A 22,047-nucleotide genomic window follows, 5' to 3' on the forward strand; every position below is an offset into this window, starting at 1 on the left:
AAAAGTCCTTAGCGCGTGCCGCCGGTTTGTTTGAGAAAGTTGGCGAACAGTTCGTGGCCCTGCTCGGTGAGAATAGACTCGGGATGGAATTGCACACCCTCGATATTCAATGTCTTGTGGCGCAACCCCATGATTTCATCGACCGAGCCGTCTTCAAGCTGGGTCCAGGCCGTCAGCTCCAGGCAGTCAGGCAGAGTTTCACGCTTGACGACCAGGGAGTGGTAGCGGGTTACGGTAAGCGGATGATTCAGCCCCTCGAACACGCCCTTGTCCTCGTGGAATACCGGGCTAGTCTTACCGTGCATGACTTGTCGGGCACGCACCACGTCACCGCCGAACGCTTGGCCAATCGACTGATGCCCCAGGCAAACACCCAGGATCGGCAGCTTGCCGGCGAAATACTTGATGGCGTCGATGGAAATACCCGCTTCGGTCGGCGTGCACGGGCCGGGCGAAACCACGATGCGTTCAGGCCTGAGGGCTTCGATTTCGGCGATGGTCAATTCGTCGTTGCGCACGACCTTGACCTCAGAGCCCAGCTCGCCGAGGTATTGCACAACGTTGTAGGTAAAAGAGTCGTAGTTATCGATCATCAGCAACATGGCGTAAGCAACCTATTGAATTCACTGACTTTAAATACAGCCTTCAGAGAGCGAGCCGCACCCTGCTGCGCGTGGCGAAGTAAGTGATACGCCAGCGAAGCGGCTCTAACAAGCGGGTAAAGAAGGTAAATCGGTACAGGTCCGGCAAGGCCGGCGGAGAATGTTCAGGCGCGCCAACGCCAGCGGGCGTGTGCCTTGATCATTTGATCCAGAAGTTTGCTGACAATCGACACAGGGGAAGTCTCGTTCATACGTTCCGGCACAGTAGCTTAGCTGGGCGGAGCACGCAATATGACCGTTCCCGAAGGGCTTTGAAACAATCACGCCGTTCCGGATAGATGACAAAACGCCGGAAGCTTTTGGTACTGTCGTTTCGTTTTCTAACAAAAATAAAATAAAACGGACTTTCCCATGATAAAGAAGACGTTGTTCGTACCGATTGCCGGTTGCCTGCTGGCAATAGCCTGCGCCCAGGCGAGCGCCGCTCCCAACCCTTATTCCACATTCATCGTGTTCGGCGACAGCCTCAACGACGCTGGTCAGCTCGCCGATCCGAACGGTCCACCCGGCTCCACCGAGCGCTATACCAACCGAACCGGTCCGATCTATACCGACGGCAGCGGCGAAGCCTATTCCGCCAACTCCACCCAGTTGCTTGGTGGGCGCCTGGGCTATTCCGCCGACGAGACCGCCGCTTCCACTTCGGCGGTCCGCGCCAGCGAGGGGCTGGCAGACGGCAACAACTGGGCGGTGGGCGGTTATCGTACCGACCAGATCCTCGAATCGATTACCGGCGCGTCCGACACCGGCGAGCGCAGCCGTCCCGGCTATCTGCAGTCCAATGACCTGCGCGCCGATCCGAATGCGCTTTATTACATTTCCGGTGGTGGTAACGACTTCCTTCAAGGCCTGGTGCTGAACCCTGCACAAGCGAACGCTGCCGCAGACCGCCTGGCCGACAGCGTCCAGGGGCTGCAAACGGCCGGTGCCCGCTATGTGATGGTCTGGTTGTTGCCCGACCTGGGCCTGACCCCAGGCCTCAACGGCGGTCCTTTGCAAGACGTCTTTTCGCAACTGGGCAACCAGTTCAACCAACAGCTGATCACGCGACTGCAAGGTATCGACGCTCAAATCATTGCGTTGAACATTCCGCTTTTGCTGAAGGAAAGCTTCGCCGAACCGGCAAGATTTGGCCTCGCCACTGGCGAGAACCTCACCGCGACCTGCTTCAGCGGCAACGGCTGCACGGAAAACGCCACCTATGGCATCAACAGTGCCACGCCTGATCCCAGCAAATTGATCTACAACGACGCGGTTCATCCAACCGAAACCGGGCAAAAACTGATCGCCGACTACGCCTATTCCCTGCTCGCGGCGCCATGGGAGCTGACGCTGCTGCCGGAAATGGCCCATTCGACCCTACGCGCCCACCAGGACGAGTTACGCAGCCAGTGGCAATCGGACTGGGAGAACTGGCAGGCAGTCGGCCAATGGCGAGCCATCGTCGCCGGCGGCGGCCAGCATCTGGACATGGACAGCCAGGGCAGCGGCGCCAGCGCCGACGGCAGCGGCTACAGCCTGAACATCGGCGGCAGCTATCGCCTCAACGACGCGTGGCGCGTAGGTGTCGCCGCCGGTCTCTACCGCCAGGACATGGAAGCAGGCCATAACGATTCGAAGTACAAGCTCAACAGCTACCTGGCGAGCGCTTTCGCCCAGTTCCAGCAAAACCGCTGGTGGGCCGATGCGGCACTGACCGGCGGCAAGCTCGACTACGACAACCTGGAGCGCAAGTTCGACTTGGGTGTCAACGAAGCGCAGGAGAAAGGCGACACGGATGGCCGTCTATGGGCATTCAGCACGCGGGTGGGCTACGACATCGCCCAGCCTGGCAGCGAGTGGCACCTCTCGCCATTCATCAGCGCTGACTATGCGAAGGTGGAAGTCGATGGCTATTCGGAAAAGAGCAGCCGTTCCACTGCCCTGACCTTTGATGACCAGACCCGCGACTCAAAACGCCTGGGCATTGGCTTGCAAGGCAAATACAACATCACCCGACAGACTCAGGTGTTTGGCGAATATGCCCACGAACGCGAGTACGAAGACGACACACAAAAAGTGAACATCGCCCTCAATAGCCTGCCAGTCAACGACTTCACCCTGGAAGGCTACACGCCACAGAGCCACCTGAATCGCCTGAGCCTGGGGGTCAGCCACAAGTTGACCAACGACTTGGCGCTGCGGGGCGGTTATACGCTGCGCAAGGACGATGACCTGACCCAGCAAGGGGTAAGCCTGGGGGTCAGCCTGGATTTCTAACAAAGGGCGACCTGCTTCTGTAGGAGCTGCCGAAGGCTGCGATCTTTTGATCTTTTGATCATGACTCAATTGTCAGGGGAAAGATCGCAGCCTCGTTGCACTCGACAGCTCCTACATAGCTTCTACATAGCTTCTACATAACGCCTACGTCGCGTCAGGGCGGGTCAGTTGCTGGAGGTCTGCTCGGCCAGTGCCACGGCGCGGAACATGGCCCGGCGCTTGTTCAGGGTTTCTTCCCACTCCAGCGCCGGCACCGAGTCGGCGACGATGCCGCCGCCAGCCTGCACATGCAGTTCGCCGTTCTTGATGACGGCGGTGCGAATGGCAATGGCGGTGTCCATGTTGCCGTTCCAGGCAAAGTAACCCACGGCCCCGCCGTACACGCCCCGCTTGACCGGCTCCAGTTCGTCGATGATTTCCATCGCACGGATTTTCGGCGCACCGGACAAGGTGCCCGCCGGCAGGATCGCCCGCAAGGCGTCCATCGCCGTCAACCCGGCCTTCAACTGGCCGGTGACGTTGGAGACGATGTGCATCACGTTGGAGTAGCGCTCGATGACCATCTTCTCGGTGAGCTTCACCGACCCGATTTCCGAGACCCGCCCGGTGTCGTTGCGCCCCAGGTCGATCAGCATCAGGTGCTCGGCGATTTCCTTGTCGTCCGACAGCAGGTCCTCTTCCAGTGCCCGATCAGCCTCCTCCGTGGCGCCACGGGGACGAGTGCCGGCGATCGGCCGCACGGTGATCAGGTTGTCTTCGACCCGCACCAGCACTTCCGGCGAACTGCCCACGACATGGAAGTCGCCGAAGTTGAAGAAGTACATGTAGGGCGTCGGGTTGAAACAGCGCAGCGCCCGATAAAGATCGATGGGGGCGGCCTTGAAGTCGATGGACATCCGTTGCGACGGCACGACCTGCATGCAGTCACCGGCGAGGATGTACTCCTTGATGGTATCGACGGCCCGCTCGTAATCGTTCTGGGTGAAGCTGGAACGGAACACCGGGTCGGCTGCCGACTGCTTGCTGAAGTCCAGACCGGGACGCGGAGCGATCGGCTGACGTAACTTTTCCAACAGTGCTTGCAGGCTTTGTTGACCTTGCTCGTAGGCATCTTCCTGGGACGGATCGGCCAGGACGATGGCGTGCATCTTGCCGGCGAGGTTGTCGAAAACGACAACCGCGTCAGACACCATCAGCAAAATGTCCGGCACGCCTAGCGGATCGGGGTTCGGGCAGGTGCCCAGGCGTTTTTCCACGTAGCGCACGCAGTCGTAGCCGAAATACCCCACCAGGCCACCGTTGAAGCGCGGCAGGCCAGGGATGGTTGGCACGTTGTAACGAGCCTTGAAGGTTTCAACGAAGGCCAACGGGTCTTCAACTTCGAGGCTTTCGATTTCGACACCGTCGTGGGTCACGCTGATGCGATGGTCATGGACCCGCAGCACCGTACGGCACGGCAGGCCAATGATGGAATAACGGCCCCATTTCTCGCCGCCCTGCACCGATTCGAGCAAGTAGGAGTTGGGCTGGTCGGCCAGCTTGAGATAGATCGACAGCGGCGTGTCGAAATCGGCCAGGGTTTCACAAGCAAGGGGGATGCGGTTGTAGCCGGCAGCGGCTAGACGCAGGAATTCTTCGCGGATCATGGGGTGCCTCGTGGCAAGAGGAGCTGACAGTCAGGTAAGCAAACACGCCGGATAACCGGCCAGGATCACGTCAGGTGCGCCAACGCCAGCGGGCCAGGGCTTTCATGACTTTCATCCAAAGCTTGCGAGTGACCACCACGATGGCGTTTCCAGAAGAGGATTGAACAGCGTCGGGCAACGTTATCTCAGCAACCGGGTCCAGGCAACCGGGAATTAACAGGCGCAAATCGTCGATCACCAGCGTCGGAAACTCTTCAGCGATTGGCCGGCCGTGGTTGTAGCCGTAACTCAGCGCCACGCATTTGACCCCTGCCGCCTTGGCCGCCAGCACATCACTGCGCGAGTCGCCGACGAACAAGGATTGGGAGGCCGGGATGTTGGCCATTTTCATCACGAAGAACAGCGCGGCCGGATCCGGTTTTTTCTGCGGCAAGGTATCGCCGCCGATGATCCAGCGGAAGTAGCGGCCGATTTTCATCTGGTCCAGCAACGGCGCAACGAAGCGCTCCGGCTTGTTGGTAATCAGCGCCATTTCCACACCCTGCTTTTGCAGCCACTTGAGGGTGGAGCGCACGCCGGGATAGACCACCGTCAGTTGGTGATTGTCTTCGTAGGCGTCATTGAACAACGCCAGCGCCCGCTCGGCCTCGGCATCATCGACACCTTGGGCGTCGATGTCATTGGCCAGGGCCCGACGCACCAGCATCGGCGCGCCGTTGCCGACCCAGTGACGCACGGAGTCGAGGCCGGCAGGCGGACGTCCAAGTTTGAGCAGCATCGTGTCCACCGCCGCCGCAAGGTCCGGGACCGAATCGACCAATGTGCCATCGAGGTCAAACATCACCAGACGCGGCAAGCTGCCGGGGAACAGCTGCTCGAAGCCGCTCATGGGCGCGCCAGGGCCAGTTCGGCGCGCATTTGTGCAATCACCTCTTTGTAGTCGGGTGCATTGAAGATCGCCGAGCCCGCAACAAACGTGTCGGCGCCAGCCGCGGCGATTTCACGGATATTCTTCACGTTCACGCCACCGTCGATTTCCAGGCGGATATCACGGCCCGAGGCATCGATCAGCGCACGGGCTTCGCGCAACTTGTCGAGGGTGCCCGGGATGAACTTCTGCCCGCCGAAGCCTGGGTTGACGCTCATCAGCAGGATCATGTCGACCTTGTCCATCACGTACTTGAGCACGTCCAGGGGCGTGGCTGGGTTGAACACCAGGCCGGCCTTGCAACCGCCTTCGCGAATCAACTGCAGGGAACGGTCGACATGCAGCGTGGCTTCCGGGTGGAAAGTGATGTATGTCGCGCCGGCCTCGATGAAGTCACCGACGATGCGGTCCACCGGGCTGACCATCAGGTGCGCGTCAATCGGCGCGGTGACGCCGTATTTGCGCAGCGCCGCGCAGACCATCGGGCCGATGGTCAGGTTGGGCACGTAGTGGTTGTCCATGACATCGAAGTGCACGATGTCGGCCCCGGCGGCCAGAACGTTGTCCACTTCCTCACCCAGGCGGGCGAAGTCGGCAGAGAGAATCGACGGAGCAATAGCGAAGGGCTGCATGACGCACCTGTTTTGAGCGAAATCACGATGGCGCGCATTGTATACCTCAAGATTTGGCGCGCCCACCGTGGTAATCGATCAATACGCCGCGCGGTAGATCTTCTCGATATCGGCGGCGCTCAGTTTGCGCGGATTGTTGCGCATTAGCCGTTCTATTCCCGCAGCCTCCACCGCCATGGATGGAATCACGTCCTCGGTCACGCCAAGGCTACTGAGGCCTTGGGGAATTTCCACGGCGGCACACAGCGCAACCATGGCTTCCACAGCCTCGTCGGCAGCTTCGAGATCGCTCAAGTGAGCGGTCTTGATGCCCATGGCCTCGGCGATGTCACGCATGCGCTCGACACACGCCATCTTGTTCCAGGCCATGACGTACGGCAGCAACAAAGCGTTGGCGACGCCATGGGACACGTGGAAGCGCCCGCCCAACGGATAGGCCAGCGCATGCACCGCCCCGACCCCGGCATTGCCGAATGCCATGCCGGCCATCAGGCTGGCCGTGGCCATGTCTTCACGGGCTTGCAGGTGAGCCGGGTTGGCATAGGCCTTGGGCAGCGCGCGGGTGATCAGCTTGATTGCGCCGATGGCCAGGGCATCGGTGATTGGCGAAGCATTGAGTGACAGGTAGGCCTCGATGGCGTGTACCAGCGCATCAACACCACTGGCAGCCGTGACGCTGCGCGGGCATGTGAGGGTCATCTGCGGACTGACCAACGCCACGTCCGGCAACAGATAATCGCTGACGATGCCTTTTTTCAGCTGCGCGGCCTTGTCGGAGAGGATCGCCACGTTGGTGACTTCCGAACCGGTACCGGCCGTGGTGGGGATGGCAATCATGGGCGGGCCTTTGCGCGGCACCTGATCGACACCGAACATATCTTGCAGCTCGCCGTGGTAACCGGCATAGACCCCCACGCACTTGGCGATGTCGATCGCACTGCCGCCGCCGAGCCCGATCAGGCCATCATGGCCACCGTCGCGATAGGCTTGCATGCAGTCTTCGACAATGGCGATTTCCGGGTCCGGCATGACTCGGTCGAAAATCTCGTAGTCCCGTCCGCCCAGATGTTGCAGGGCCAGTTCCACGGTGCCGGACTTGACCAGCGCCGCATCGGTCACGATCAGCGGGTTGTCGACGTCCAGACGCGTCAATTCCGCGGCCAATTGCTCGATGGCAGCGGCACCGGTGATCAGTTTATGGGCGATCTTGAATGAGGAAAGACTCATGTGCGCGGCCTCTTATTCGAGTATGGGCTGGCACAAGGATAGCTCGGTATTGAGGGTTGTCTGCCATTCAGCGCATGAATACACCGCAAACCCATTGTGTGGGGCTTGCTCGCGAATACGGTGGAACATCCAACATCTATGTCGACTGTTACACCGCTTCGGCGAGCAAGCCCGTTCCCGCAGGGACCAACGCAGGCCTCAGACTTGGGCAGTCCGCAGTTTCTCGCTACGCCCACGCAACCACTCCAGAGTCAGCAACAGGATCACCGAGAAGACAATCAGCAGCGTCGCCGCCGCCGCGATGGTGGGGCTGAGGTTTTCGCGGATGCCGCTGAACATCTGCCGTGGCAGGGTGACCTGCTCAGGGCCAGCCAGGAACAGGGTCACCACCACTTCATCGAACGACGTCGCGAAGGCGAACAGTGCGCCGGAGATCACGCCAGGGGCGATCAACGGCAGGGTCACCCGACGAAACGCCGTCAGTGGCGAAGCCCCAAGGCTGGCGGCGGCCCGAACCAGGTTGTGGTTGAACCCCTGCAGGGTCGCCGACACCGTGATGATCACGAACGGCACGCCCAGCACCGCGTGGACCACGATCAGCGAGACGAAACTGTTGCCCATCCCCAGCGGCGCGAAAAACAGATAGCTGGCCACGCCGATGATCACCACCGGTACCACCATCGGCGAGATCACCAGGGCCATTACCAGCGCCTTGCCTGGGAAGTCGCCCCGGGTCAGGCCGATGGCCGCCAGTGTGCCGAAGATCATCGCCAGCACCGTCGCCGCCGGGGCCACGATAATGCTGTTTCTCAGCGCCCGCATCCATTCGGCCGAGGCGAAGAAATCGTGGTACCACTGCATCGAAAAACCTTGCAGCGGGTACACCAGGAAACTGCCGGAGTTAAACGACAGTGGGATGATCACCAGCACTGGCAGGATCAGGAACAGCAGGATCAGCCCGCTGAGTATGCGCAAGCTGTAGAACCACACCCGTTCGACGGGAGACATGTAAGGACTCAGCATTTCGATCTCCCCTTAGCTCAGGCGCAGGCGACTGGCGCCCACCAGCCAGTTGTAAATCAGGTAAAGCACGACGGTCGCCAGCAACAGCAGCCCGCCGAGCGCCGTGGCCATGCCCCAGTTGATGCTGGTGTTGGTGTAGAACGCGACGAAGTAGCTGACCATCTGATCGTTCGGACTGCCCAGCAGCGCCGGCGTGATGTAGTAACCGATGGCAAGAATGAACACCAACAGGCAACCGGCGCCGACACCGGCATAGGTCTGCGGGAAGTACACCCGCCAGAAACTGGCGAACGGGTGGCAACCCAGAGAAATCGCCGCACGCATATAGGTTGGCGAGATGCCCTTCATCACGCTGTAGATCGGCAGGATCATGAACGGCAGCAGGATGTGGACCATGGAGATGTACACACCGGTACGGTTGAACACCAACTCCAGAGGTTTATCGATGATGCCCATGGCTATGAGGGCGCTGTTGATCAAGCCGCCCGACTGCAGCAGCACGATCCATGCGGCGACGCGTACCAGGATCGAGGTCCAGAACGGCAGCAAGACCAGGATCATCAACAGGTTGCTTTGACGCGATGGCAGATTCGCCAGCAGATAGGCCAGCGGATAGGCCAGCACCAGGCAGATCGTGGTGATCACCAAGCCCATCCAGAACGTGCGGGCGAAGATATCCAGGTAGATCGACTGGTCAGGGGTGGCCGGGGCCAGTTCGCCGAGGTCATCGATGCGGTGATCGACGGCCGCCAGCAGGTAATACGGGGTAATGTCGCTGGTGTTGCGGCGGATCACCTGCCAGTACGCCGGGTCGCCCCAACGCTCATCGAGGTTTTCCAAGGCTTCTTTATAGGAAGCCGGCTCGGTGGCAAACGGTAACGCCCGAGCGGTCTTGGTCATCAGGCTGCGATAGCCGGCCAGTTCCATGTTCAGGCGCTTGGACAAGTCGCCCAGGGTCTGATTCTTGCGGGCTTCGGCCAGGTCTTCGCTGGCAGCCTTGTACACCGGCTCGCCCGGCAAACCGCGTCCGTCCCAGGCAGCGACGGCGGCGACAGTGCGCGGCATGGCACCCACCACTTCCGGGTTACTGACGCTTTTGAACAGCAGCGCCACGATCGGCACCAGGAACACCAGCAACAGAAACAGCACCAGCGGCGCGATCAAAGCCTGGGCCTTCCAGCGGTTGATCCGCTCGGCGTGCTTGAGCCGCTGCTTGAGGGTGGGGCTGGTGCCTGCGTTCAGTGGAACGGCGATGGCCATGGCGAACTCCGCAAATCTCTTTGATCGTTACAGGGGCGGCGAGCCGCCTCTGTTTATGGTGAAACGCAAATCCTGTAGGAGCTGGCGCAGCCTGCGATCTTTCGAGGCCCTCATGGACACTGAAGATCAAAAGATCGCAGCCTTCGGCAGCGCCTACTTGGCCGCCCAGGAGTTGAAGCGCTGTTCCAGTTGTTCACCGTTGTCAGCCCAGAAGCTGACGTCGATCTGCACCTGGTTGGCGATGTTTTCCGGGGTGGTCGGCATGTCTTTCAGGACATCTTTGGCCAGCAACGGCACAGCCTGGGTATTGGCCGGACCGTAGGCGATGTTTTCCGAATAGGTCTTCTGCTGCTGCGGCGCCACCGAGAAAGCGATGAACTTCTTCGCCGCTTCAGCGCGCGTCTTGTCCAGGCCACGTGGGATGGCCCAAGCGTCGAAGTCGTAGATGCCGCCGTTCCACACCACTTTCAGGTTGCTTTCTTTCTGTACTGCGGCGATCCGGCCGTTGTAGGCAGAGCTCATGACCACGTCACCGGACGCCAGGTACTGCGGCGGCTGGGCGCCAGCTTCCCACCACTGGATGTTCGGCTTGAGTTCATCGAGCTTTTTGAACGCACGGTCCTGGCCGTCTTTACCAGCCAGCACTTTGTAGACGTCTTTTGGCGCTACGCCATCGGCCATCAGGGCGAATTCCAGGGTGTACTTGGCGCCTTTGCGCAGACCGCGCTTGCCTGGAAATTGCTTGGTATCCCAGAAGTCTGCCCAACTGGTCGGCGCGGTCTTCAGTTTGTCGGCGTTGTAGGCCAGCACAGTCGACCACACGAAGAAGCCCACGCCGCAAGGCTGGATGGCACCCTTGACGTAGTCTTCGGCCTTGCCGAACAGGGCCGGATCGAGTTGTTCGAACATGTCTTCGTCACAGCCACGGGACAATTCCGGGGACTCGACTTCTACCAGGTCCCAGGAAACACTCTTGGTGTCGACCATGGCCTTGACCTTGGCCATTTCGCCGTTGTACTCGCCAGCTACGATCTTGCCGTTACCGGCCGCTTCCCACGGTGCGTAGAAGGCTTTGACCTGAGCCGCCTTGTTCGCCCCGCCAAAAGACACCACGGTCAGGTCCGGGCCTGCCGCCATCGCGCTTGCCGTACCCATCATGCCCAGGGTCAGGGCTGTGAACTTCAGGGATCTCAACATTTATTGTTCTCTCCACGTGCAGGGTTGGTGTTGGTACAGCAGGGGGCGATCAATTCGCCTCTAGAAGGGGATCGAGCGCACGCACATGCTCGACTTGCCAGCCAAGCGGAACCACGTCCCCGACGGTGAGCCCGGGATCGAGTTCGGCAATCGGTTGTTTCACGAAGAAGTCGGCCTTGCCGCAGACTTCCAGGCGAACCCGGACGTGGTCGCCCAGATAGATGAATTCCGCCACCCTCCCTGAGAAGCGGTTGACACATTGTTCGCTGGCGCCGTTGAGGCTCACCCGCTCAGGGCGGATCGACAGGGTCACCGGCTCGCCTGGCTTGCCGACATTCACCGCCAGTGCCTCGACCTTCTCACCGCGCGCCAGCTCCACCAGGCAGCGCTCGCCGGTTTGACTGTGCAGGCGACCGTTCATACGGTTGTTCTCGCCGATGAAGTTGGCGACGAAGGTGTTTTTCGGCTCTTCATACAGGGTGCGTGGTGGGGCGATCTGCTGGATCTGGCCCTGGTGGAACACCGCCACGCGGTCGGACATGGTCAGGGCTTCGCCCTGGTCATGGGTCACGTAGACCACGGTCACACCAAGGCGCTGGTGCAGGTGTTTGATTTCCATCTGCATGTGTTCGCGCAATTGCTTATCCAGCGCCCCCAGGGGTTCGTCCATCAACACCAACTGTGGCTCGAACACCAACGCCCGGGCCAACGCTACCCGTTGTTGCTGGCCACCGGACAATTGCGCCGGGTAGCGTTGAGCGAAGCTGTCCAGCTGGACCATGCTCAGGACGCGCTTGACCCGATCACTCACGTCGCTCTTGTTCAGGCCACGCACGGTCAGCGGGAACGCCAGGTTCTCGGCGACAGTCATGTGGGGGAACAAGGCATAGTTCTGGAACACCATGCCGATGTCGCGCTTGTGCGGTGGCACATTGTTGATCGAGCGCCCGGCCAGCAGGATCTCACCGGCGGTTGGGGTCTCAAACCCGGCGAGCATCATCAGGCTGGTGGTCTTGCCGGAGCCGGAAGGCCCGAGCAGGGTCAGGAATTCGCCTTTGCGGATATCCAGGTTGAGGTCTTTGACGATCAGGTTCTCGCCGTCGTAGCTCTTTTGCACACCACGAAAGCTGACCAGCACATCACTGGCCCCCGCGCTTGAATCGACCTGGCTCATACCCGCACCTTTTGTATTGATGACTGCTTGTGAATCAAGCCTAGTGGAGCCTGGGACCCGCGCAAATCGGGACGCAGGAGAGAATCACCTCAGCGCGATGGAAGATCCGGGGTAGGGATTGCCCTACAGGGATGGCGGGATTGGATACGGGCGGCGGGAGGTTAGCAGCGGCACACCGCAAGTAGGGGCAAAAGCGCTGTTGGGGCGTGTCGCAAATGGATATGCCCCCCATCTTCCTTGTGGGGGCGGGCGTGCGCGCGAAGGCGCAGTGTCAGCCGACAAATCGCTGAATGTCAGTCCGTCTTCGCGAGCAAGTCCGCTCCCACAGGGGGAAATTGTGGTGAGGATTAGAGCAACTTGTGCTCCATCGCGTACTTCACCAGCTCCGCCAGGGAGGTGATGTTGAGCTTCTGCATCAGACGCGCCTTGTGGGTGCTGATGGTTTTGCTGCTCAAGGCCAGTTGCTGGGCAATATCGTTGACGTTGGCGCCTTGGGCCAGGCGTTCGAAGACTGAGAACTCACGCTCCGACAGCAGCGAGTGCAGCGGTCGCGTGTCGGTCAGGCCGACTTCAAAGACCATGCGATCGGCCAGGTCCGGGTCGATGTAGCGTCCGCCGGCCGCGACCTTGCGAATCGCCATGAGCAGCAGGGCCGGGTCGCTGTCCTTGGTCGCGTAGCCGGCGGCGCCGACCTTCAGGGCACGGGCGGCCATTTGCGCTTCGTCATGCATCGACAGCACCAGGATGGCCGGCGGATTGCTCAGCGCCCTGATCCGTGGGATCGCCTCCAGGCCATTGACGCCGGACATGGAAATGTCCAGCAACACCACTTCGCAGGGCACGTGGCGCAAGGTCTCGAGCAACTGTTCGCCATTGCTCGCCTCCCCCACCACCAGCAGATCCTTGGCCAGGCCGATCAATTGCTTGATGCCTTCACGGACGATGGTGTGGTCTTCGGCTACCAGTACACGGATCACGTTGCTCTCCAGATTCAGGGGCTCATCGCGAGCAGGCTCGCTCCCACATTGATTGATATGTGCACATAACTTTGTGGGAGCGAGCCTGCTCGCGATAGGGCCAGCCCAGGCAGCCCACCCCATCAGGCCTCATGCAACGGCACCCGCACCGACAGGGTCGTCCCCTCCCCCGGCTCGCTCTCCAGGGTCAACTGCCCGCCCATGATCAGCACCCGCTCACGCATGCCGACCAGGCCAAACGACATCGGCCGGCCCGCATTGGCAATAAATCCTACACCGTCGTCGCTGACCGTCAGACACAATTCGTCGCCGTCCTGAATCAGCGTCAGCTCTACAGTATGCGCTTGGGCATGGCGCATCACATTGGTCAGCGCTTCCTGGAGAATCCGGAACAGGCCAGTGGCCTTGGCGTCGCTCAGGGGCGGCAGGTTATCCGGCACCTGCACCAGGCATGGGATCTGCGTACGCGCCTCGAAACGCCGAGCCTGCCATTCGATGGCCGAGGCAATGCCCGCATCCAGAATCGGCGGGCGCAGCGCCGTCGCCACATCCCGCACCAACTGGAACAACTGGGCAATCAGGCGCTTCATGCTGTTAAGCCGCTCATGCAGGCCCGGGTCGAGTTGGGCATAGGCCAATTCACACATGGATGTTTCTAGCTTCAACACCGTCAGCATCTGGCCCAGCTCGTCGTGAACTTCCCGGGCAATGCGCGCCTTTTCCTCTTCCCGCACGCTTTCCAAGTGCGCCGACAACTCGCGCAACTGTTCCCGAGAACTGGCCAGCTCCAGTTCGATGCGCTTGCTTTCGGTGATGTCCCAGACGATTCCGTCCCAGACATAGGCGCCATCTTCGAGACGACGGGTAATCGCCTTGATCTCGGCCCAGCGCTCCTGGCCTTCGCGGGTCAGGATGCGGCCCTGCCATGACCAGTCACTGTCGGTGTCCAATGCCTGGTCCTGAGTACGGTGGTAATTGGCCTTGTCCTGCGGGTGCACCAGGCTGCGCAGCCCGGTGTCGCTGCGGGCCAGGGTTGCAGGGGAATAACCCACCAGGCTTTCGCTGCCTTCGCTGATGTAGGCAAAGTCGATCTGGCCGGTTACCGGCGCCCGCTCCAGGCGAAAGACCAGACCTGGCACATTAGCGGCGATGCCTTGCAAGCGCGCTTCGCTTTCGCGTAGCGCCGCCAGCGCACGTCGGCGTTCGGTCACGTCGTTGAGATAGACCACCAGGTATTCGGCGTCGCGAAACCGTAGAAAGCTCAGGGAAACATCGGTCGGCAGGATGCTGCCATCGGCTCGCACGCATTCGGTTTCGAAACTCTGCGGCCCATCTTCACTGGCCCGGGCGCGCTTCCACAGGTTCAGCCAGCGATCCATGTGCAAGCCCGGCTCGAAGTCGATCAAGGGACGGTCGATGATGGCGCCCGAGGCATAGCCGAGCATGGTTTCAGCCGCTCGGTTGGCATAACGCACGTGGCTGTCCCAATGGACCCAGAGGATGCCGACCGTACTTTGATCGATGGAAAACTGCGTCAGGCGCAAGGCTTCCTCGCTGGCAGTACGCTGGGCGATGTCCTCCCTCGCGGCCCGCAGACGGCGCTCCAGTGCGCGTTGCTGGCGGCGCTGCCAGAACACGATGGCGACGCTGCTGAGCAGCAGGGCCAGAATCAATAGAGTCAAGTTTTGCCAGAAGCCCGGGGTCTCGGTCAGGCGTGGATATTTTGGTTTGAGCCAACGGCTGTGCAGCTGCTCCAGTTCCTTGGCCGGGATCGCCTGCAAACCGTTGTTGATGATCGCGGCCAGCTCTGGCCAGTCCCGGCGCGTGGCAACTCGCAGCAACTGCGGCAGGCCGATGTCACCCACCACCACCAGCTCGGCGAATTCGGGCTCGACCATCAGCCGCCCGAGTTGCGCCTCATCGACCACCGCGTATCGGGCTTGCTGGGTCAGCAATAATTGCAGGGCCTCGCGCTCCATCGGCACACCTTGCAGATTCAGCGTCGAGTAGTTGCTGCGCAAGTAATCGGCCGTGGCGCTGGGCATACGCACCGCGACCCGGGCCTGGGCGTCGACTTTTTCCAACTCCACCCCCTCGGCCCCTTTCTGCCCGCCGACGATCAATTGCGGTACGCGCATGTAGGGATCGGAAAAGCGCCAGAGCTTGAGCCCACTCGGAGACTGGGTCAGGCCCGGAGCAACGTCCACCTCGCCGGCGCGCACCGCTGCTTCCAGTTGCGCCAGGTCTGGAAAATTGCGCCAGGTCAGCTCGACGTTCAACGCCTTGGCCAGCCATTGCATCAACTCGACGTTGGTGCCGGACAAACGCTGCAAGCGTCGGTCGTATTGCGCATAGGGTGCATGCAATACCAAGCCGACCCGCCATTGCGGATGTTGCACCAGCCATTGGCGCTGCCCTGCATTCAATTGCACCCCCTGCGCCGAGGGCGCGGGGGCGGCCCACGCCATCAAGGGAAGCCATAAACAGCCGATAACCCACAGGCAGCAAAAACGCATCATCGAAGTCTCATGCACTGACAAATACTGACCAACCCATTAGGCTGCCGGAAATACTTCTGGTCATGGAATATCCGATGCCCTCTGTTTATCGCCTGGCGTTGCCAGCATTGTGCCTGTCGCTGATCCTGCCAAGTGTCTTTTCCGTACAGGCCAGCGAAACGGCGCCCGCCGCACAGCAACCTGTCGAGGAAAAAACCGTCGAGCGCCAACCCTTGCTCGAGCGTAGCGAGGAAGAAGCCATCGCACTTGAGCGAACAGTCCCGCCTCAAGAACAACAACAGTTGCAGACCGGCAGCGATGCCTTCCTGGCGCTGTGGAAACCGGCCAACACCAGCGATCCCAAAGGCGCAGTCATCATAGTCCCCGGCGCCGGCGAAACAGCTGACTGGCCTCAAGCTATCGGCCCCTTGCGGAAAAAATTGCCCGATGTTGAGTGGAGCAGCCTGAGTATCACCCTGCCGGACCTGCAAAGCGACGTCATTGCACCGCGCGAGGTGCAAGCACCGCCCGAAACCAAACCAGCCGACACCGCTGCGGCAGCACCGGACGCCACCACCTCGGCGCCGATCGAACAGGTCGCAGGTGGCGAAGTCGATGCGGCAGACCCAGTCATTGCCCAAACCGATGAAGAACACGCCGACGCCGACGCCGAGCGCATCTTCGCCCGTATCGATGCCGCGCTAGCCTACGCCGAGCAGCAAAGCGCACGCCGCATCGTGCTGCTGGGCCATGGCACCGGCGCCTATTGGGCCGCACGTTACCTGAGTGAAAAGCAGCCCTCGCAAATCGAACGCTTCGTGATGGTGGACGCCCAGACCCCGGTCACCGCCAAGCCGGTCCTGGCCGAACTGACCTCGACCTTGAAACTGGCGACCGCCGACATTTTCTACATGGACAAGCCGCTGGATCGCAACGCGGCGCTGGAGCGCTTGCAAGCTAGCAAACGCTTGAAAGGCTCGACCTTCAGCCAGGTGTCCCTCAAGGCCCTGCCGAACCCGGCGGCAGCGCAGGAGCAGCTGTTTCGTCGGGTTCGGGGCTGGTTGAATCCGCAGAAGGCGGGGGAATAAGGCTGACTTCGCCACCCTTCACCGTGGCGAGAGCGCTTGCTCCCGCCGGACCGCGCGGTAGGAACTGCCGAGCGGAGCGAGGCTGCGATCTTTCCAAGACCCGTTGAGTCTCAAGCGAAAGATCAAGATCAAGATCAAAAGATCGCAGCCTTCGGCAGCTCCGACCGCAGGCCAGCGGGCTACCGAAAATCCCGCCGCTCGCGAATCAGTCGATAGGCGTTATGCAGCTCCCGGGTTTTGTCGGTGGCCTCACGCACCTGCAAGGGCGTTGCCCCACTGCCGGCAATCTTGTCCGGATGATGACGACTGAGCAGGCGTCGGTAAGCGCGCTTGATCTGTGACGGTTCACTGGTGGCCGAAACCCCCAGCAAGCGCAAGGCTTCCTGATAAGTCACCCCGCTGTTGGGCCGCGACAGTTTCTGCGGCTCGTAATCAGCCGCCAGCGCCTGGACCTGTTGCGGTGTCCAGCCCAACCAGCGCCCCCATTGGGCCAACAGTTCCCGCTCGCTGACACCGGCACGCCCATCGGCCCAGACCATCCGCCAACACGCGCGCAAGACCCCTTCAGCCGCATGAGGCTGGACGGCCAGGCGACGCATGTAGCCGCGCAAACGATCGTTTCCGGACTTACCCCGGTTGAATGCCGCGATCGCCCGGCGTTGCGCCGACTCGCTCAAGTCCAGCGCCCGCATTTCCTGGCGAGCCTGCTGGATGTGGCCATCGACCACACGGCCATCGCATTTGGCCAGCCGCCCGAGCAATACAAACAACAGTTCATCGTTGCGTAACGCCGGGCGTCCACCCAGACGCTCACGTACCTGCGCCCAGCCCTGCAGGTTCAGGCGCCGATCCAGCGCCTGTCCCAACAACGCCCCAAGCATGGCCCCCGGGATGCTGGCGATGGCAAAGCCCGCCCCGGCTCCAATCAGAGTCCCTGGCCACCACATATCAACCGCTCGCTTCTATCAAGGTTTCGACCTGCGCCAAACGTTCATGGGTGCCGACATCGACCCAATGCCCTTTGAGGTGCTCGCCACTGACGCGCCCCTCGGCCATGGCCGCGCGCAACAGCGGTGCGAGCTTGAACGCACCCTCCGAGCAACCGTCGAACAACCGCGGGTGCAGGACGGCGATGCCGCTATAGGTCAGGTTGTCGGCAGGCGCGTGCCTATCGTGAACCTTTCCGTCGGCGAGGACGAAATCGCCGTCTGGGTGATGCTCGGGATTATCGACGAGCACCAGGTGCGCCAACCCTTCGAGGGGCCGGCGCAAAGCGCTGAAATCGTAGTCGGTCCAGACATCGCCGTTCACCACCACAAACGCATCATCGCCCAGCAGCGGTAAGGCCCGGAAGATTCCACCGCCGGTTTCCAGCGGCTCGCCTTCGGGCGAAAACCGAATGCTCACACCAAACCGTGAACCATCCCCCAGGTGATCCTCGATCTGCTGACCGAGCCAGGCGTGATTGATCACGATCTGGGTGAACCCGGCCCTGGCCAGCGCCCGCAAGTGGTATTCGATCAAGGGAACACCACCGACGCGAATCAACGGCTTTGGCGTGGTAAGGGTCAAGGGCCGCATGCGCTCGCCCTTGCCCGCCGCCAGAATCATCGCCTTCATACCGTTGCTCCAGACGACTGCCGCAGGCTGCCAAGCAACTCATCGAGCGGTGCCAGTTCCGGACGACGGGCAATGACCGCTTCTATATAAGCAAAGAATCGCGGTACATCGCCGAGGTAGCGCGGCTTGCCATCACGATGACAAATGCGCGCGAAAATCCCGATGACCTTGAGATGGCGCTGCACACCCATCAAGTCGCTGGCTCGCAAGAAGTCCTCGAGATCCGGCTGGACGGCAATGCCGAGGGCGCTGGCCTGCTGCCAGTAACTCTCCAGCCAGCCACGCACACGCGCCTCGGGCCAACTGAGGAAGGCGTCCTTGAACAGGCAGGTCACGTCGTAGGTAACGGGGCCATAGACCGCATCCTGAAAATCCAGCACGCCGGGGTTCGGCACGCTCAGCATCAGGTTGCGCGGCATGTAGTCGCGGTGCACCAGCACTTTGGGCTGGGCCAGGGCGCTGTCGATCAGCCGCTCGCTGGCCTGCTGCCAGAGTTGTTGCTGGGCCGAATCCAATTCGATACCCAGCTCGCGCTTGACGTACCACTCGGGGAACAATTCCAACTCCCGACGCAGCAACGCGACATCGTAGCTCGGCAGCGGCGCAACCATTGGCAATTGCTGGAAAGCCAGCAAGGCGTGCAGGGCATCGAGGAATAAATCGTCGGCATTTTCGCCGTTGATCACGTCCAAATAGGTCTGGTTGCCCAAGTCATTGAGCAAAAGAAAGCCGCGATCGAGGTCTTCGGCATAAATTTTTGGCACGTTGATACCGGATTTCGCCAGCAAAAAAGCAATATCCACGAAGGGTTTGCAGTTTTCCTGGGGCGGTGGCGCATCCATTACGATCAAACTGCGGCCCTCGCCTTCCCAGCGGAAGTAACGCCGGAAACTCGCGTCACTGCTGGCGGCGGTCAACGTGGCCGGGGGTACGGTGCCCCAACCCTGTTGAGTGAAAAGGATCGGCAGTTGTTCATCGAGCCAAACTTTCAGGTGTTGCAAGCGTACATCTTGGTCGGGCATTGCAAGGGTCTCCGACGGCGCTAGCCGTCAAGCGGGTCATGCTTTATTATCCAGCATCTTGTGCGACACGCGTAGCGTGCCTCCAGCTTCGCGATGAGGAGTCATCGTGAAGGGTTCTTGCAAAGGAACCAACAGCCCGGCAGCCAATTCGGGAAACAAAACCGCCCAAGGAGTCCTTCGCTTAAAAGACTCGTTGTCGCTGCGGCGCAATAGCGAACCCAAAACCACTTAGCACTCGGAAGCGTGGTTATGGTCCGGATTTCGGACTGGGAGTGCTTACTTCATCACATCGGCCCCATGGCCTTACTCTGACGGGAAGAATCCCCGCAGGGGTTCCTCCTTCTGCAAATAGGGGGAACATCACCCAGACAAGCCGTTTTCCTACGGTCCTTGTCCATTTCAACTGGAGACATGAGCGAAAGTTCTGTCTGTCATTGTCCAACTGTTGCAGTCACTGAACAGTAGCGGACTCGTTGTGCGACCAACGATAGCCTAGGAAGACATGCGTCACTGGTAACGGTGGGGTATGAAGCTCTTCCGACAATGTAGCCCCCGTCAGGGCGTGATCTTGCTGCGAGGCAAGTCATGGATGCTCGGAGCAGTACCGGGTTGAGGCGCTAGGCTGGCTGGCAAGGGCAACGTAAGTGAACTGCTGATAAACGCCGTAAGGATAACCATGCCCAAACTGCTGTCAGGCATGAACCAAAAGGTACGAGGCCAGATATTCCTGTGGGATGTGGGAATACGTCGCTGCACAAGCCTCCGGCGAAAAGGCAGGTCCTAAACCAGTCGTGTGACAGTCAGGGAACGTGGTAAGCCCGTATGGCTGCCTTCGGGCAGGCAAACCGCAAGGTGAACTGTTGGCTGTGCGGGTATGGGATCGCAGAGAAAGCGAACGCCGGGCTGTAATGGTTCGGATAGGGATTGGAACATTATCCCACGGGAAACCGGGCAGACTTCTGCGTGGTCTTTCGTCGCATGAATGCTGATTGAGCCTGTTTCAATGAACTTCGAGGTCCAGAAATACCGGACCTTCCAATAGTCCAACCCTGACGGGAGCGCCCCTCCCCATCAGGGGATGCGTACGTCTTTTGCTCAGGGTCATCTGAGAGGAAGGCAGCATGATAGAACACAGCCAAATGGCCGTGTCTGCGCCTTCCGACGTTCCGCAGCAATGGCACGACATCGACTGGTGTCGCGTTCAGCGGAACGTTCGGGCAATGCAGATACGGATTGCGAAGGCTTGTCGGGAAGGCAACTGGCGCAGGGTGAAAGCCTTGCAACGGATGCTGACCCGCTCACGCACGGCCAGATACCTGGCCGTGCGGCGAGTCACTGAAAACCAGGGCAAGCGCACGGCGGGAGTCGATCGCGCGCTCTGGGATACACCGGATGCCAAATGGAAAGCGGCAGATGGATTGAAGCGCCACGGGTATAAACCTCGGCCGCTACGGCGAGTGTTTATCCCGAAGTCAAATGGAAAGGAGCGCCCTTTGGGCATCCCGACCATGACTGACAGGGCAATGCAGGCGTTGTATTTGCTTGCTCTGGCGCCCATTGCAGAAACCACGGGTGATCCAAATAGCTACGGTTTCAGGATCGAACGCTCGACGGCGGATGCGATGGGGCAGTTGTTCGTTTGCCTGTCCAAGAGGCTATCGGCCAAATGGGTTTTGGAAGCGGACATCAAGGGCTGCTTTGACCATATCAACCACGACTGGCTGATCCACCACGTCCCTACGGACAAAATGGTTCTTCGCAAATGGTTGAAAGCAGGCGTGATCCATAAAGGCCAGCTTCAGGCAACGGATGCCGGTACACCTCAAGGCGGGATTATCTCGCCGACCTTGGCAAACATGGTGCTGGATGGCCTGGAAACACAGCTCAAGCGACATCTGGGCGTGACACGGGCCAAGAAGCTGAAAATCAATGTAGTGCGATATGCGGACGATTTTGTGATCACTGGCGAATCGAAAGAGGTGCTCGACAGCGAAGTCAAACCTTGGGTGGAGCAGTTCCTCGCGGTGCGCGGATTGCAGTTTTCCCCTGAGAAAACCCGTGTCGTCCATATAGATGAAGGCTTTGACTTTCTGGGTTGGAATTTCCGCAAGTACGGCGGAAAGCTTCTGATCAAGCCGAGCAAGAAAAACGCGAAAGCGTTCTATCGCAAAGCCAAGGATGTCATCAGCACCAACAAAGCGGTGACGCAAGAGGATCTGATCCGATTGCTGAACCCGATGCTGCGAGGCTGGGCGTCGTATCACCAGCCAGTAGTCGCCAAGAAGGCGTACAGCCGCATGGACTTTCAAATATTCCAAGCGCTATGGCGCTGGGCAAAACGGCGACACCCGAACAAAAGCCTCGACTGGATCAGGAAGAAGTATTTCCAACTCATCGAGGGTCGAAACTGGGTGTTCTGCACCACGTTACTGACAGCGACTGGGGACAAAGAGGAGATCAGGCTATACACCCTTGAGGCTACGCCGATCGAGAGGCACAGAAAAATCAGCGGGGAGTACAACCCGTTCGATCCTTCGATGGAGGAAATGGGCGAGAAACTGCGGATGTCCCGGATGCTCGGGAAGCTGAAATACCGCAAACAAGTATCAAACCTGTTTCAATCGCAAAAAGGTCTGTGTTTACTGTGCAAGAACCCGATAACCAGGGAGACGGGGTGGCACGACCACCACATCATTTATCGCTCACAAGGCGGTGGTGACTCGCTAAGCAACCGGGTACTATTGCATCCCATTTGCCACCAGCAGCTTCATGCTCGTGGGCTAACAGTGAACAAACCGGCTCCCGATTTCGGGGGTTAAGTAGAGACTTGAGCC

Annotated in this window: 17 protein-coding genes; 3 read left to right on the top strand and 14 right to left on the bottom strand. The window is 60.3% G+C overall.

The features are described from left to right. Window positions 1-8 precede the first annotated feature (8 nt). A complete protein-coding gene (locus tag AACY42_RS04840) occupies window positions 9-602 on the bottom strand; it encodes an aminodeoxychorismate/anthranilate synthase component II (RefSeq protein WP_339477119.1) in 594 nt (197 codons plus the stop codon). A 411-nt stretch (window positions 603-1,013) separates the two neighbouring features. Between AACY42_RS04840 and estP the strand changes: the two genes are divergently transcribed. Beyond that, entirely contained in the window at window positions 1,014-2,921 is a 1,908-nt protein-coding gene (gene estP, locus AACY42_RS04845) for an esterase EstP (protein WP_339477122.1), read from the top strand. A gap of 164 nt (window positions 2,922-3,085) precedes the next feature. Here the strand turns inward: estP and trpE are convergent, their stop codons facing one another. From trpE to AACY42_RS04895, 10 genes are all read right to left on the bottom strand, one after another. Further along, window positions 3,086-4,567: an anthranilate synthase component I gene (gene trpE / locus AACY42_RS04850; protein ID WP_339477124.1), complete on the bottom strand. Its 1,482-nt coding sequence runs from the start codon at window positions 4,565-4,567 to the stop codon at window positions 3,086-3,088. 70 nt (window positions 4,568-4,637) lie between these two features. Continuing rightward, window positions 4,638-5,456, bottom strand: a complete 819-nt coding sequence (locus AACY42_RS04855) for a phosphoglycolate phosphatase (protein ID WP_339477127.1) — start codon at window positions 5,454-5,456, stop codon at window positions 4,638-4,640. Continuing rightward, entirely contained in the window at window positions 5,453-6,127 is a 675-nt protein-coding gene (gene rpe / locus AACY42_RS04860) for a ribulose-phosphate 3-epimerase (RefSeq protein WP_339477130.1), read from the bottom strand. The genes AACY42_RS04855 and rpe overlap by 4 nt, the downstream gene beginning before the upstream one ends. Window positions 6,128-6,205: 78 nt before the next feature. Beyond that, the gene (locus tag AACY42_RS04865) at window positions 6,206-7,354 is read right to left on the bottom strand and encodes an iron-containing alcohol dehydrogenase (RefSeq protein WP_339477132.1); all 1,149 of its coding nucleotides are present in this window, start codon (window positions 7,352-7,354) and stop codon (window positions 6,206-6,208) included. 198 nt (window positions 7,355-7,552) lie between these two features. Beyond that, window positions 7,553-8,377, bottom strand: a complete 825-nt coding sequence (locus AACY42_RS04870) for an ABC transporter permease (protein WP_339477134.1) — start codon at window positions 8,375-8,377, stop codon at window positions 7,553-7,555. 12 nt (window positions 8,378-8,389) lie between these two features. Then, a complete protein-coding gene (locus AACY42_RS04875) occupies window positions 8,390-9,637 on the bottom strand; it encodes an ABC transporter permease (protein ID WP_339477135.1) in 1,248 nt (415 codons plus the stop codon). A 153-nt stretch (window positions 9,638-9,790) separates the two neighbouring features. Next, window positions 9,791-10,834 (bottom strand): ABC transporter substrate-binding protein, encoded by a 1,044-nt coding sequence (locus AACY42_RS04880; RefSeq protein ID WP_122566694.1) that lies wholly within the window; start codon window positions 10,832-10,834, stop codon window positions 9,791-9,793. Between the two features lie 49 nt (window positions 10,835-10,883). Beyond that, window positions 10,884-12,008, bottom strand: a complete 1,125-nt coding sequence (locus AACY42_RS04885) for an ABC transporter ATP-binding protein (RefSeq protein WP_339477138.1) — start codon at window positions 12,006-12,008, stop codon at window positions 10,884-10,886. Window positions 12,009-12,355: 347 nt separating this feature from the next. Beyond that, window positions 12,356-12,985: a response regulator transcription factor gene (locus tag AACY42_RS04890; RefSeq protein WP_339477141.1), complete on the bottom strand. Its 630-nt coding sequence runs from the start codon at window positions 12,983-12,985 to the stop codon at window positions 12,356-12,358. A gap of 122 nt (window positions 12,986-13,107) precedes the next feature. Continuing rightward, window positions 13,108-15,504, bottom strand: a complete 2,397-nt coding sequence (locus AACY42_RS04895; RefSeq protein ID WP_339477144.1) for a PAS domain-containing sensor histidine kinase — start codon at window positions 15,502-15,504, stop codon at window positions 13,108-13,110. Window positions 15,505-15,578: 74 nt separating this feature from the next. Between AACY42_RS04895 and AACY42_RS04900 the strand changes: the two genes are divergently transcribed. Continuing rightward, on the top strand, window positions 15,579-16,571 hold the full coding sequence (locus AACY42_RS04900) for an alpha/beta hydrolase family protein (RefSeq protein ID WP_339477145.1): 993 nt from the start codon (window positions 15,579-15,581) through the stop codon (window positions 16,569-16,571). Window positions 16,572-16,750: 179 nt separating this feature from the next. Here AACY42_RS04900 and AACY42_RS04905 read toward each other — a convergent pair whose 3' ends face one another. From AACY42_RS04905 to AACY42_RS04915, 3 genes are read right to left on the bottom strand one after another with little or no spacing between them, the layout of a single operon-like run. Then, window positions 16,751-17,518, bottom strand: coding sequence for a TerB family tellurite resistance protein (locus tag AACY42_RS04905; protein ID WP_339477148.1), 768 nt, complete (start codon window positions 17,516-17,518; stop codon window positions 16,751-16,753). Between the two features lies 1 nt (window position 17,519). After that, on the bottom strand, window positions 17,520-18,191 hold the full coding sequence (gene murU, locus AACY42_RS04910) for an N-acetylmuramate alpha-1-phosphate uridylyltransferase MurU (RefSeq protein ID WP_339477150.1): 672 nt from the start codon (window positions 18,189-18,191) through the stop codon (window positions 17,520-17,522). Continuing rightward, window positions 18,188-19,213, bottom strand: coding sequence for an aminoglycoside phosphotransferase family protein (locus tag AACY42_RS04915; RefSeq protein WP_339477152.1), 1,026 nt, complete (start codon window positions 19,211-19,213; stop codon window positions 18,188-18,190). Before AACY42_RS04915 ends, murU begins: the two co-directional genes overlap by 4 nt. A gap of 1,121 nt (window positions 19,214-20,334) precedes the next feature. Here AACY42_RS04915 and ltrA point away from each other — a divergent pair. Continuing rightward, on the top strand, window positions 20,335-22,032 hold the full coding sequence (ltrA, locus tag AACY42_RS04920) for a group II intron reverse transcriptase/maturase (RefSeq protein WP_339477155.1): 1,698 nt from the start codon (window positions 20,335-20,337) through the stop codon (window positions 22,030-22,032). The last annotated feature ends 15 nt before the right edge of the window (window positions 22,033-22,047 follow it).

The organism is Pseudomonas sp. RL_5y_Pfl2_73 (assembly GCF_963970515.1).
In the GTDB taxonomy this organism is placed as follows: domain Bacteria; phylum Pseudomonadota; class Gammaproteobacteria; order Pseudomonadales; family Pseudomonadaceae; genus Aquipseudomonas.

Bases quoted from the DNA above. Each gene is read 5' to 3' on its own strand.
- AACY42_RS04840 (WP_339477119.1), bottom strand. From the start codon at position 602: ATGTTGCTGATGATCGATAACTACGACTCTTTTACCTACAACGTTGTG.
- estP (WP_339477122.1), top strand. From the start codon at position 1,014: ATGATAAAGAAGACGTTGTTCGTACCGATTGCCGGTTGCCTGCTGGCA.
- trpE (WP_339477124.1), bottom strand. From the start codon at position 4,567: ATGATCCGCGAAGAATTCCTGCGTCTAGCCGCTGCCGGCTACAACCGC.
- AACY42_RS04855 (WP_339477127.1), bottom strand. From the start codon at position 5,456: ATGAGCGGCTTCGAGCAGCTGTTCCCCGGCAGCTTGCCGCGTCTGGTG.
- rpe (WP_339477130.1), bottom strand. From the start codon at position 6,127: ATGCAGCCCTTCGCTATTGCTCCGTCGATTCTCTCTGCCGACTTCGCC.
- AACY42_RS04865 (WP_339477132.1), bottom strand. From the start codon at position 7,354: ATGAGTCTTTCCTCATTCAAGATCGCCCATAAACTGATCACCGGTGCC.
- AACY42_RS04870 (WP_339477134.1), bottom strand. From the start codon at position 8,377: ATGCTGAGTCCTTACATGTCTCCCGTCGAACGGGTGTGGTTCTACAGC.
- AACY42_RS04875 (WP_339477135.1), bottom strand. From the start codon at position 9,637: ATGGCCATCGCCGTTCCACTGAACGCAGGCACCAGCCCCACCCTCAAG.
- AACY42_RS04880 (WP_122566694.1), bottom strand. From the start codon at position 10,834: ATGTTGAGATCCCTGAAGTTCACAGCCCTGACCCTGGGCATGATGGGT.
- AACY42_RS04885 (WP_339477138.1), bottom strand. From the start codon at position 12,008: ATGAGCCAGGTCGATTCAAGCGCGGGGGCCAGTGATGTGCTGGTCAGC.
- AACY42_RS04895 (WP_339477144.1), bottom strand. From the start codon at position 15,504: ATGATGCGTTTTTGCTGCCTGTGGGTTATCGGCTGTTTATGGCTTCCC.
- AACY42_RS04900 (WP_339477145.1), top strand. From the start codon at position 15,579: ATGCCCTCTGTTTATCGCCTGGCGTTGCCAGCATTGTGCCTGTCGCTG.
- AACY42_RS04905 (WP_339477148.1), bottom strand. From the start codon at position 17,518: ATGTGGTGGCCAGGGACTCTGATTGGAGCCGGGGCGGGCTTTGCCATC.
- murU (WP_339477150.1), bottom strand. From the start codon at position 18,191: ATGAAGGCGATGATTCTGGCGGCGGGCAAGGGCGAGCGCATGCGGCCC.
- AACY42_RS04915 (WP_339477152.1), bottom strand. From the start codon at position 19,213: ATGCCCGACCAAGATGTACGCTTGCAACACCTGAAAGTTTGGCTCGAT.
- ltrA (WP_339477155.1), top strand. From the start codon at position 20,335: ATGATAGAACACAGCCAAATGGCCGTGTCTGCGCCTTCCGACGTTCCG.